The 11,746-nt window shown below is 72.6% G+C and carries 12 protein-coding genes; 3 read left to right on the top strand and 9 right to left on the bottom strand.

Features of this window, described 5'->3' with window-relative positions:
- Positions 1–3: 3 nt before the first annotated feature.
- The 4 genes from O7610_RS10565 to O7610_RS10550 all read right to left on the bottom strand — a co-directional run bounded on the left by O7610_RS10565 (position 4) and on the right by O7610_RS10550 (position 2,307).
- Positions 4–312: a PepSY domain-containing protein gene (locus O7610_RS10565; RefSeq protein WP_289213166.1), complete on the bottom strand. Its 309-nt coding sequence runs from the start codon at positions 310–312 to the stop codon at positions 4–6.
- 106 nt (positions 313–418) lie between these two features.
- Positions 419–616, bottom strand: a complete 198-nt coding sequence (locus O7610_RS10560) for an ATP-binding protein (RefSeq protein ID WP_475052302.1) — start codon at positions 614–616, stop codon at positions 419–421.
- Positions 613–1,572 (bottom strand): terpene synthase family protein, encoded by a 960-nt coding sequence (locus O7610_RS10555; RefSeq protein WP_281550569.1) that lies wholly within the window; start codon positions 1,570–1,572, stop codon positions 613–615. The genes O7610_RS10560 and O7610_RS10555 overlap by 4 nt, the downstream gene beginning before the upstream one ends.
- An 87-nt stretch (positions 1,573–1,659) precedes the next feature.
- Positions 1,660–2,307, bottom strand: a complete 648-nt coding sequence (locus O7610_RS10550; RefSeq protein ID WP_289213165.1) for a TIGR03085 family metal-binding protein — start codon at positions 2,305–2,307, stop codon at positions 1,660–1,662.
- Positions 2,308–2,483: 176 nt separating this feature from the next.
- Here O7610_RS10550 and O7610_RS10545 point away from each other — a divergent pair, with 176 nt between their 5' ends.
- Positions 2,484–4,430 (top strand): ABC transporter ATP-binding protein, encoded by a 1,947-nt coding sequence (locus O7610_RS10545; RefSeq protein WP_281550567.1) that lies wholly within the window; start codon positions 2,484–2,486, stop codon positions 4,428–4,430.
- Positions 4,431–4,543: 113 nt separating this feature from the next.
- Positions 4,544–6,277 carry an ABC transporter ATP-binding protein gene (locus O7610_RS10540; RefSeq protein ID WP_289213598.1) on the top strand — a complete coding sequence of 578 codons (1,734 nt, stop codon included), beginning with the start codon at positions 4,544–4,546 and terminating at the stop codon, positions 6,275–6,277.
- 63 nt (positions 6,278–6,340) lie between these two features.
- Here the strand turns inward: O7610_RS10540 and rpsD are convergent, their stop codons facing one another.
- On the bottom strand, positions 6,341–6,952 hold the full coding sequence (rpsD, locus tag O7610_RS10535; RefSeq protein ID WP_289213164.1) for a 30S ribosomal protein S4: 612 nt from the start codon (positions 6,950–6,952) through the stop codon (positions 6,341–6,343).
- A 73-nt stretch (positions 6,953–7,025) separates the two neighbouring features.
- On the opposite strand from rpsD, the gene O7610_RS10530 reads away from it, so the two are divergent.
- Entirely contained in the window at positions 7,026–7,775 is a 750-nt protein-coding gene (locus tag O7610_RS10530) for a DUF2470 domain-containing protein (RefSeq protein WP_281550565.1), read from the top strand.
- A gap of 15 nt (positions 7,776–7,790) precedes the next feature.
- Here the strand turns inward: O7610_RS10530 and O7610_RS10525 are convergent, their stop codons facing one another.
- The 4 genes from O7610_RS10525 to O7610_RS10510 all read right to left on the bottom strand — a co-directional run bounded on the left by O7610_RS10525 (position 7,791) and on the right by O7610_RS10510 (position 11,496).
- Positions 7,791–8,417 (bottom strand): TetR/AcrR family transcriptional regulator, encoded by a 627-nt coding sequence (locus O7610_RS10525; protein WP_281550564.1) that lies wholly within the window; start codon positions 8,415–8,417, stop codon positions 7,791–7,793.
- Positions 8,418–8,443: 26 nt separating this feature from the next.
- On the bottom strand, positions 8,444–9,199 hold the full coding sequence (locus O7610_RS10520) for an ABC transporter permease (RefSeq protein ID WP_281550563.1): 756 nt from the start codon (positions 9,197–9,199) through the stop codon (positions 8,444–8,446).
- Entirely contained in the window at positions 9,196–9,936 is a 741-nt protein-coding gene (locus O7610_RS10515; protein ID WP_281550562.1) for an ABC transporter ATP-binding protein, read from the bottom strand. The genes O7610_RS10520 and O7610_RS10515 overlap by 4 nt, the downstream gene beginning before the upstream one ends.
- Positions 9,937–10,299: 363 nt before the next feature.
- Positions 10,300–11,496: a hypothetical protein gene (locus O7610_RS10510; protein ID WP_281550561.1), complete on the bottom strand. Its 1,197-nt coding sequence runs from the start codon at positions 11,494–11,496 to the stop codon at positions 10,300–10,302.
- Positions 11,497–11,746 lie beyond the last annotated feature (250 nt).

Below are 11,746 nucleotides of genomic sequence, written 5' to 3'. Positions count from 1 at the left end.
CACTCAGCGATCCCGGCGGTCGTCATCGTCGTCGCGGTCGACCTTGACGATGTCTCCAGTCACCCGATCGATGTCCAGGTCCCACTCGACGCCGTCGGCTACGACCTCGACCTCCCAGATCGGCCGGCCGTCCGTGCCGGTACGCGGTACCGAAGTCGTTTCCTGTCCCGACTCGCTGGCGACCACAGCCGGGCTGGGTGACCCGGCACCGCCGGTCACGTCCTGGGCCGCCGCGCCGAGCGCGGTGCCCGCGACGGCGAGCGCGGCGACCGCACCCAGCCCGATCATCACGATCATCGGTCTGCTGGCCATCTCCAACCTCCTGTCGTCGTGGTACGACCAAAGGTTCGCCCGTCGCCGGATAGCGGCACGCTGCGTCGTCGACAAAGCGGGGTTGAACCGAACGGGCCGGGCTGGCTCAGCCGCCGGTGGGCGGCCCGAACCGCAGCGTCACCACCGCGCCGGGGGAGCCGTCGGCCAGCTCGAGCCGACCACCGCTGGCCTGCGCGGCCCGGCGGGCGATGTCCAGACCCAGACCGGTGGAGCCGGCCCCTGAGACGCCACGTAGGACCAGCCTGTGCGGCATGCCGGGGCCGTCGTCGGCGACGGCGGTCACCCGGGCTGGTACCGGCTGGAGTTCACCGACCAGTCGTAGGTGCCACGGATCCAGTTTCGTCGCGTCGCGACCAGGCGGGCCACCGACGGCGGCGCGTCGGTCAGCACCTCGGCCTGCAGCCGGAGGAACAGCGCGAGACCGTCGTTGAACCGTTCGGCGGCGGTGGCCAGAGCCGCCGCCGGACCGTGGCCGGTCTCGTGGGCGATCACGGTGGCCAGGTTGTGGGGATCCTGGCCATGTTCCTTGCCGTACGAGAACAGGTCGTTGCACCAGCAGACCAGATCCGCCGCCACAGTGTTCAGTCTGGCGAGCCTCGGGTCAACCCGGTGACGGGAATGCGGCAGTCCGCTTTCGGCGAGGTCGGTGAGCGCGAAACTGGGCAGTACCGCGCCGGCGTGCCGGCGCATCTGGATGTACTCGGCGACCGCCGGCACCCGGCCCTGCTGGCGGTTGCCGGCTTCCCAGAGCAGCGCGAAGAGGTACTGGTGCAGCGAAGCGGTGAACCGAAGCAGGACCCCGGGCCGGCCCAGCCGGCGGATCCGGTGGCACAGATCCTCGAGGGTCAGCGTCAGCGGCGACCGCTCGGCCGGATCGTCCGGGTCGGTCGGTGGCGTCGCACCGGGTCCGTCGAGTGCGCGCATCAACTGGCTGATCACCGGTGCGACCCGGCCCGGGTCGGTGCCGAGCCCGTCCTCGTCACACCGGTCGTCGAGGGCGAACAGCCAGGTGATCAGGTCACTGAGCAGCTGCACCCGGTCGATGTCCGCGTCGGGCGCGGCCCGGGCGGCCAGCTCGGCGGCGTTGGCGCGGTGCAGCCGGGCGACACGCTGCGGATCGGCGGTCAGCCCGTGCCGGTCCGCCCAGCTCGCCGATGCCCGGGCGAGCGTCGACCGGTACGGGCTGGCACGGGGCCGGAACGGTGGGGCGACCACGGACGTCGGTGCGAACGCGCGCATACGGCCTCCAGCCGGCCGCCCAGGGAAGGGAAGGCGTGCCGGTATGATCATCATCGCGGTCCGGGCGGGCCGCGACGAGGATCATCGCTAGAAGCCGAAGCGGGCGTTACGCAATCGTTCTTCGACCGGGGCGGCGCAGTCCATCTGGACCCGGGCCACCCGCTGCCGGCCGGTCAGGAAGAGCACCAGTTCCCCGGGTGGGGCGCTGATCGACACCTGGTCCCCGCCGGTCCCGGTCCCGGTCCCGGTCCCGGTCGCCACGTCGCCGTAGCCGTCGGCGACGACGGTGACCGTGCCGGGGAACCTGCGCAGCCGCAGCTTGGTCAGCGCCGAGACGCGCTTCCACAGTGCGGCCTGCTCGCCGGGCGGCAGGTCCCGGGTCTGCCAGTCCGGCTGGGCGCGGCGGACGTCCTCGTGATGGATGAAGAACTCCATCAGGTTGACCACCTCGTCGGTGATTCGGTTGCTCACCGGACTCCACGCCGGTGGCTGCCGGACCATCCGTACCAGGTCCGGGAAGGATCGGGCGGCCAGTTCGAGCCGGACCCGTTCGCTGTAGCCGCGCAGCAGCGGCAGCCAGATGCCCGCTGCCGCGTCGGGCCGCTGCTCCCGGACGATCAGGTGCGCGGCGAGATCCCGGGTGGTCCACCCGACGTTCACCGTAGGGGCATCCGGACCAACGGCAAGGAACAGGTCGGCCAGGGCATGACGTTCCATCTGTGCGAACCGCGCCATGACCCGATCCTAGGCACGCGACGGACGTCGTGCCGAGCAAGTCGACGTTGCGGTACGGGGCCAGGTGCCGGCGCCGGGGGGCGTGCTGTGTCGGTGGCCACAGTCGTCGTACCCCGCTGGCATTGTGGGTCGGTAAGGATGAGATTTGATGATCAGGACTTACAGTCGGGGGTAGCGTGGCCAATCGAACAAGCCGTGACGTCCTGCTCCGCGGCCTGTGGGTGCTCGGCCAGGGCATCCGCGAGCAGCCAGGGCTGTTCACCGTCGGCGTCGGCGGCAGCGTCGTGTTCGGGCTGCTCACCATCGCCAGCGCGTACGTGGTCGGGGCGATCGTGGGAGAGGTGGTGGTCCCGTCGATCGAGTCCGGGCGGGTGGAGACCGGCCTGCTCGGAGCCGGCGCGGCGGCCCTGCTGGCGGTGAGCGTGGTCAAGGTGGTGGGCATCTTCGGCCGGCGGCTCGGCGCCGGCTTCATGCAGTACCGCCTGCAGGCCAGCTACCGCCGCCGGGTCACCCGTCGCTACCTCGACCTGCCGATGTCCTGGCACCAGCGGCACCCCACCGGCACCCTGCTGTCGAACGCGAACTCCGACGTCGAGGCGACCTGGTTCCCGGTCGCCCCGTTGCCGTTCGCCGTCGGCACGGTGGTGATGCTGGTCACGGCGATCGCCGCACTGTTCGCCACCGACTGGGTGCTCGCACTGGTCGGGCTGGCGGTGTTCCCGGCGCTGTTCGCCCTCAACGTGGTCTACTCCCGCCGGATGGCGCCCCGGCAGGTCCGGGCGCAGCAGTTGCGGGCTGAGGTCAGCGGGATCGCGCACGAGAGCTTCGACGGCGCCCTGGTGGTCAAGACCATGGGGCGGGAGGCCCAGGAGACTGCCCGGTTCGCCGGCCGGGCGGTCGAGCTGCGCGACGCGCTGATCTCCGTCGGCCGGCTGCGCGGGCTGTTCGACCCGTTGCTGGAGACCCTGCCCAGCCTCGGCACCCTCGCCGTACTGCTGGTCGGTGCCGCCCGGCTGCGGCAGGGCGCGGTGAGCGTGGCCGACCTGGTCAGCGTCGCGTTCCTGTTCACCGTGCTGGCCTTCCCGGTCCGGGCGATCGGCTGGGTGCTGGCCGAGCTGCCGCGCAGCGTCGCCGGATGGGACCGGGTGCGGCACGTGCTCACCGCCACCGGCGAGATGCCGTACGGCGACACCGAACTGCCCGCCGCCGCCACCCCGGCGAGTCTGGTCTTCGACCGGGTCTGGTTCAGCTACCGACCCCCGGTCGGCGAGCCCACCGCGCCGGCCCCGGCCGACCAGCCCGTCGACCGGACCGCGGTCACCGTGCCCGGCGCCGACGCCGCGCTGCCGCCGGTGCTGCGCGACGTCTCGTTCACCGTGCCCGCCGGGCGGACCGTGGCTCTGGTCGGGCCGACCGGAGCCGGTAAATCGACCATCGCCGCGTTGGCCGCCCGGCTGGTCGACCCCACCGCAGGCCGGGTCATGCTGGACGACGTCGAACTGCCCTGGCTGACCGCCGGCTCGCTGGCCCGCACGGTCTCCCTGGTCGCCCAGGTGCCGTTCGCCTTCGACGACACGGTCCGGGCGAACGTCACCCTGGACCGGCCAGGGCTGACCGACGAGGTGGCCTGGTCGGCGCTGCGGCTGGCCGAGGCGGACGGGTTCGTCGCGGCGCTCGACGACGGGTTGGACACCGTCGTCGGTGAGCGCGGCACCACACTCTCCGGCGGTCAGCGGCAGCGGCTCACCCTGGCCCGCGCGTTGGCCGGGCAGCCCCGGCTGCTGGTGCTCGACGACGCGACCAGCGCCGTCGACCCCCGGGTGGAGGCGGCGATCCTGGCCGCGCTGCGCAACTCCGAGATCGCCACGTCGATCCTGATCGTCGCGTACCGGCGGGCCACCATCGCCCTCGCCGACGAGGTGGTCTACCTCGACCAGGGCCGGGTGGTGGACCACGGCACGCATCAGCAGCTGCTGGCCCGCTGCCCCGGCTACAACGACCTGGTCACCGCGTATGAGCAGGCGGAAGCGGAGCGGGAGCGGACCCGGTCCGGCACCGGCACCGCCAGCGGCGACGGCGATCCCGGCGGTGGTCCGGCGCGGGCGGCGGAGGTGGTCGCGTGAGTGCGCCCACCGTCGACCGGTCCGACCGCGAGCGTCGAGGCGACCCCGTTGCCCCGTCGGGCGGGTCGGCCGCCGGCCCGCTGGCAGGCACACCCGAGTCGACCTGGCAGACGATGCGTCGCGGGCTGGCGCTCTCCCCGGAGCTGCGGACCGGGCTGGCCGGCACCCTGCTGCTGGCGTTGGTGTCGATGATCGGCCGGGCCGCCATCCCGGTCGCGGTCCAGCAGGCCATCGACAACGGCCTGCGCGCGCCGGGCGGCCCCGATCTCGAAGTGGTGGGCACGATCGTCGCGGCCACCACCGCCGTGCTGGTCGTGACGACCATCTGCGGCTACTTCATGGTGCGCCGACTGTTCACGGTCAGCGAGACCGCGCTCGCCGCCGTGCGGACCCGTGCGTTCCGGCACGTGCACGACCTGTCCATGCTGCACCAGCAGTCCGAGCGGCGCGGTTCGCTGGTCAGCAGGGTCACCAGCGACGTCGACCAGATCACCCAGTTCCTGCAGTGGGGCGGGGTCATCCTGCTGATCAGCATGGGTCAGGTGGTGGTGACCGCTGCCGTGATGGCGGTCTACTCGTGGCAGCTGACCCTGGTGGTCCTCGCCGCCTTCGTTCCCGCGCTGCTGATCATCCGGGCGTTCCAGCGTCGGCTCGCGGCCGCGTACGGCGTGGTCCGTCAACGCACCGGCGCGCTGCTCGCCGCGGTCGCGGAGAGCGTGGTCGGTGCGGCGGTGATCCGGGCGTACGGCGTGTCCCGACGCACCGCCGGTCGGCTGGACGAGGCGATCGAAGGGCAGCGCCGCGCCCAGCAGCGTGCGCTGCGGACCAGCGTGGTCAGCTTCTCCACCGGGGAGATCGCCGCTGGCCTGGCATTGGCCGGGGTGGTGGTGGTCGGCGTCCGGATGGGGGTGGACGGCGGACTGACCGTCGGCCAGCTCACCGCGTTCCTGTTCCTGGTGACCCTGTTCATTCAGCCGGTCCAGATCGCCACCGAGGTGCTCAACGAGGCGCAGAACGCGATCGCCGGCTGGCGGCGGGTGCTCGACGTGCTGGACGTCGCTCCGGATGTGGCCGACCCGGGCGCCGACGGGGTGCACCTGCCCGGCGGGCCGCTGGACGTGCGGTTCGAGCAGGTCTGCTTCGCCTACCCGGGCGGGCCGCCGGTGCTCTCCGAGGTGGCCTTGGAGATCCCGGCGAAGACCCGGGTGGCGGTGGTAGGCGAGACCGGCAGCGGCAAGACGACCTTCGCGAAGCTGCTCACCAGGCTGATGGACCCGGTGTCCGGGCAGGTCAAGCTTTCCGGCGTACCGCTCGACCGGGTCCGGTTCGAGTCGCTGCGGTCCCGGGTGGTGATGGTTCCGCAGGACGGTTTCCTGTTCGACGCGACGGTCGCCGAGAACGTCCGGTTCGCCCGCCCGGAGCTCACCGACGGGCAGCTGACCGCCGCCTTCGCGGAGTTGGGGCTGGCCGACTGGGTGACGGGCCTGCCGGACGGGGTGCACACTGCGGTGGGTGAGCGGGGCGAGGCGCTCAGCGTCGGTGAGCGGCAACTGGTGGCGCTGGTCCGGGCCTACGTGGCGGATCCGGATCTGCTGGTGCTCGACGAGGCGACCAGCGCGGTGGACCCGGCGACCGAGGTACGGCTGCAGCGGACCCTGGAGGCGGTCACCCGGGGTCGCACCACGGTGGCGATCGCGCACCGGCTGTCCACCGCCCAGGCGGCCGACGAGGTGATCGTCATGGACCGTGGCCGGGTGGTACAGCGGGGCCCGCACGAGGAACTGCTCGCCGATCCGAAGTCGGTCTACGGTCGGCTCTTCGCCTCCTGGCTGGAGCAGACCCGGTGACCGCCGGCTCCGCGCCGTACCCGCCAGGCAGGCCACCGGGCCGGCAGGTACGGCGCCCTGGGGTCAGCGGGAGTAGAACTCGACGACCAGCTGCTCGTCGCAGATGATCGGCACCTCGCGGCGGGCGGGCTCGCGAATCAGGGTCGCGGTCAGTTCGGTGAGGCTGACCGACAGGTACGGCGCCCCCGGCCCGTCGCCGGCGTGCGCCCCGGCGGCGGCGATCTGGAACGGCGGTTTGGTCCGGCTGCGTTCCCGGACCTGGACCAGCTGACCCGGGCGCAGCCGGTACGACGGCCGGTCCACCTTGTGACCGTCCACGGTGAAGTGGCCGTGGGCGACGAGCTGCCGTGCCTGGTAGATGGTGCGGGCCAGGCCGGCCCGGTGCACGATCGCGTCGAGGCGTCGCTCCAGCAGCGTGACCAGAGCCTCGCCGGTCTTGCCGGTGCCGCGTACCGCGTCGTCGAACGCGCGCCGCAGTTGGGTCTCGCTGACGTTGTACTGGTGCCGTAGCCGCTGCTTTTCCAGCAGCCGCACCTGGTAGTCGGAGGGCTTGCGGCGGGCGCGGCCGTGCACGCCGGGCGGGTACGGCCGCCGCTCGAAGTACCGGGTGCACTTGCGGGTCAGCGGGATGCCGAGGGCGCGGGAGATGCGCGCCTTGGGTCGTGGGTGGTTCACGTGGACGTCTCCGGTTCAGTAGGTTAGCCTGCCCTCACTAAGGTGAGCCTAACTGATCTCGGAGGTCCGTGTCATGCAGCCCAGTCCCGCGGAGATCGCCCGGACGATGGCATCCGGCCGGCTGCCCGGCATGGCGCACGTCGCCTGCCGCCCCGGACCGCACGCCGTACGGCACGCGACCGACCCGATGGGGCGGATCCTGCTGCTCGCCGCCGGGTCCGATCTGCTCGACAGCGCGCTGCGACCCGTCGCCGGCACCGACGACACCGCCGTGGTGCTGGAGGTGGCCGACGTACCGCCGGTGGCCGGTTCGCCGACGCACGGCCGGGTCTGGGTGTCCGGCTGGGTCGGCCCACTCGACGGCGCCCCCGCCCGGATGGCCGCACTGGACTTCGCCGACGTGCACGCCTGCCCCGACCTGCTCGACATCGGCCGGGGGGCCACCATCTTCAGGATGGAGGTGGCCGAGGTCCGGCTGGAACGCTGTGGCGTCACGATCGACGTCGACCCGGACGAGTACGCCGCCGCCGAGCCCGACCCGATCGGCGCCGTCGAGTCGGAGCTGCTCGCCGACCTCGCCGACCACCACCGGGCCGAGATGACCGCGTTCATCCGCCGGCAGTTGCGCGACGCCGGTCACCGGTCATTGGCCGGGGATCCGCAGGTCGTCCGGATGGACCGGTACGGTTTCGTGGTCGCGCTCGGCCCGCACGGGCCGCGCGCCCGGTTGGCCTTCCCGGCCCCGGTCCGTGATCGCGCCGAACTCGCCCGCCTGCTGCACCCGGTGCTCTGCCGGCGCTGCGCCCCACCGGCCGCCGCCTGACGCGGGGCAGCAGACTCAGCCCGGCGTCGTCTCGGCCGCCCCGGCTGCTGTGGTCAGCGGCCCCGTCAGGTAGCGCTGGATCGTCGGACCGACCGCTGCGGCCACCTCATCGGCCACCATGGTGGACAGCGGTGCCAACCGCAGGATGTACCGGACCACCAGCAGACCGGCCATCTGCGAGGCGACCAGAGCGGACCGGATCGGCAGCTCCGCCGGTTCGATGTCGAGCTGGCCGAGCACCCGCCGGATGATCTGGGTGGTGACGAACTCGCGCATCAGCCGGGCGGTCCAGTCGTTGGTCAACGCCGACCGCAGCAGCGCCAGGGCCGCCACCCCGGCCGGCGAGTCCCAGACCCCCAGCACCAGCCGGACCAGCCGTTCGCCGACCTCGTCGGGCCCGCCGGCAAGCGCCTGCGGAAGCAGCTCACCCGGATCGACCGGCGCATCCATCGCGGCCAGGAACAGGTTGTCCTTGGTGCCGAAGTAGTGGTGTACCAGCGCCGGGTCGACACCGGCCGCCGCGGCGATCGCGCGCACCGACGCCTGGTCGAAGCCACGTTCGCCGAAGACCTGCCGGGCGGCGGTCAGGATCGCCTCGCGGGTGTCCGGGTTGCCCGGTCGTCGCCCGGTGCGTCGTGCCATCGGTACCGCTTCCTGTCGCGTCGGGTTCAGCCGCTGCGGCGGCGCAGCGTCGCGGCGGCGAGGACCAACGCGGCCACCACTGCCCCGGCGACCACGGTCAGGTCACGCCAGAGCGTCGCGGTCGGCTCCGGATGCGCCCCGACCTCGGTCAACGCCGACACGGCGTAGGACAGCGGCAGGACGTTGCTGATCGCCTCCAGCCAGCCGGCCATCTCGTCGCGGGCGACGAACAGCCCGCAGAGCAGCAGCTGTGGGATCACCACCACCGGCATGAACTGTACGGCCTGGAACTCAGTGCGGGCGAAGGCGCTGCACAGTAGACCGAGCGCCACCCCGAGCAGCGCGTCGAGCACCGCGATCGCGATCACCAACGCCGGGCTGCCGGCGGTGGACAGGTCGAACAGCCAGTACGCCACAGCGCTGGCCAGGGTGGCCTGCACCGCCGCCGCGAGCCCGAACGCGATGCCGTAGCCGAACAGCAGGTCCAGCCGGCCCAGCGGGGTGGTGAGCAGCCGTTCCAGGGTGCCGCTGGTGCGTTCGCGCAGCATCGCGATGCTGGTCACCAGGAACATGATCACGAACGGGAAGACGCCGAGCATGATCAGCGCGACCCGGTCGAACAGCGCCGGCTGCCCGCCGGTGGCGGGCTGGTCGCCGTACATGTAGTAGAGCAGGGTCAACAGCAGCGCCGGTACGACGACCAGCAGCGCGACGGTACGCCGGTCGTGGCGCAGCTGGCGCAGCACGCGGCCGACCGTGACGGCCAGAATCCTCGGGTTCACCGGTCTGCTCCTCGGCTCGGGTCGGTGGTCTGATGGTCGCGGATCAGCCGCAGGAAGGCCTCGTCCAGGTCGTCGGTGCCGGCGGCGGCGCGGATCGCCGCCGGGGTGTCGTCGGCTATCAACCGACCGTCGCGGATCAGCAGCAGCCGGTCGCACCGGCCGGCCTCGTCCATCACGTGGCTGGAGACCAGCAGGGTGGTGCCGGCGGCGGCGAGGGCGTGGAACCGGGCCCACAGCTCGGCCCGCAGCACTGGGTCCTGGCCGACGGTCGGCTCGTCGAGCACGACGAGTTCCGGGCGGCCGACCAGCGCGCAGGCCAGCGAGGCGCGACTGCGTTGGCCGCCGGACAGGTCGGCCACCAACTGTCCGGCGGCTGCGGCGAGCCCGACGTCCGCCACGGCCTGGTCGGCGTCGGCCGCCGGCAGGCCGTACAGGGCGGCGAAGTACCGGGCGTTCTCCCGGACCGTGAGGTCGGCATAGACGCTCGGCGCCTGGGTGAGATATCCGACGGTACGCCGCAGCTGCGGTGCCCCGGCCGGTCGGCCGAACACCCGGACCTGTCCGGACCGGACAGTCTGCACGCCTACGACGGCCCGCATCAGCGTGCTCTTGCCACTACCGCTCGGACCGAGCAGTCCGGTGACGCTGCCGCTGCTGACGGTGCATGAGACGCCGTGCAGAACGCGGCGTCGGCCGCGGTCGACCACGAGGTCGGTGACCTCGACGACGGGGTCCATGGCTGCCTCCGAAGAAATTCATCATCTGATGAACTCAACGATAGTTGAATTACCTCGGCTGGTCCATGGGCGACGGCAGCCGCGGTGGTGGCCGGCGGTCGCGGTGGTGGCCGCCAGCGCCGTAGGGCTGCGATCCTGGACCGCGTGGAATCGTCAATGGAACGCACGGTGACTGTCAGCGAGGCCGCAGGGCGGGTCGGACTCACCGCGCACACAACCTCACCGTCCTGGACTACAAGATCGACGCCTGCCGCAGCGAGGTGCGGCGGACCGCCACGCCGTAACGCCGGGCTGCGGGCGCTGCGGGACGCCGACCTGTGGGTGGTGTGGGACGGGACCACCCGTCCCACACCACCCACAGGGTCAGATCGCGAGTAGCCGGTCCAGGAACTCCCGGTACTGCCGCAACGCCATCCGCATCGACTCGGTGTCCGGCGTCTCGTTGTGCCGGTGCGGGTCAAGTTCGACCTGTTCGGCCAGCAGCCGCTCGGCCAGCGTACGGACGGTGTGCCCGACCAGCGACTGAGCCTGCGCCAGGGCGACCTCCGGTTCGTCGACGAACCGGGCCTTGATCTCGTGCCACTCGTCGCGTAGCTCGTCGGCGGCGTCCTCGGTCCAGATGGTGATCGGCGGCAGCGTCACGTCACCCGGCCGCGCCGGCCGGACCGCTACCGGCTCCTCGTCGTGCCCGGCCGCCGGGCCGGTCGGCTCCTCGACTGTGGTCAGCATGGCAGCTTGCTCCTCGTCCTCGTCCTCGTCGTCGTCTTCGTCCGCATCCTCGTCTTCGTCGTCGAACTCCTCGTCGTCGTCCTCGTCGAAGCCGTCGTCGGCGGCGTAGAACAGATCGCCGGCGTCGCCGTGCGCGGTGACGGTCTCCTCGTCGTCCGCCGGGTCGTCATCCGCCCCGGCCGTCGGGCCCGACCGCTCGTCGTCAACCGGGTCGGCCTGCCCATCCGGGCCGGCGGTCGGATCCCCGTCGCCGTTCCTCTCCTGACCGGCGGCTGCGGCGTCCTGGTCGACCGGCCCGGAATCCTCCCCGTCCGACTCGGCGTCGGTCCCCGCCCGTTGCCCGGACGTCGGGTCGTCGTCCGCCTGGTCGTCTGCCTGGTCGTCCGGCTGGCCGGATACTGGTGCCGGCGGCTCGTCCTGGGCCACCGCCGTCGCGGCAGCCGGCGCGCCCCGGTCGTCGTCCTCGCCGTCGTCCTCGCCGTCGGCCGGGCCGCCCGCCGGGCCGTCGGGGTCTCCCGCTGCCCCGGCGGGCGCTGTCGCCGCGGACTCCGCCGGGTCCTGCTGAGCCGACTGCTGGTGCTCGGGTGCGTCGGGGACGGCCGCGCCGCCACCGAGCAGCTGCGTGGCGATCGGCGGCAACGGGCTCGGACCGTTGCGGTCGGCCGGCTTCGGCACGATCATCGGGATCTCCGTCGTCGCCTCGTTGATCGGGTTGTCGTCGAAGGCGGTTCGGGGCGTCGGCACCGGGGTGCCGTGCACGGGACCCGAACCTGCGCCGGTCTCCTCCGGCTTCACCGGCCCGGCGTGTGCAGGGGTGGGGGTGGGCTGCATTGCTGATCCTCCGTCCGCTTCGGCGGGGGCGACCCGGTCCCGGTGTGACCGGAGCCGTCCGCACGGGCGTGGTGCTGGGTGGTGCGCCGACTCGCTGCGCCGGCCACAGCCGACAGGCCCGGCAGACACAGACCACCGGCCCAGGTGCAGTAACCCTGAGCGGAAGGTGCGATCGGCGGGCACCGGGGCCGGGGCCCGCCGGGCAGTGGATGTGCCCGCAGACCTGGACCGTGGCGGCGCACAGCCAAGG

Origin of the sequence: Solwaraspora sp. WMMA2065 (genome assembly GCF_030345075.1) — a bacterium.
In the GTDB taxonomy this organism is placed as follows: Bacteria; Actinomycetota; Actinomycetes; order Mycobacteriales; family Micromonosporaceae; genus Micromonospora_E.
The sequence above is the reverse complement of the archived record's forward strand: the minus strand, read 5'-3'. Positions and strand labels throughout refer to the sequence as shown.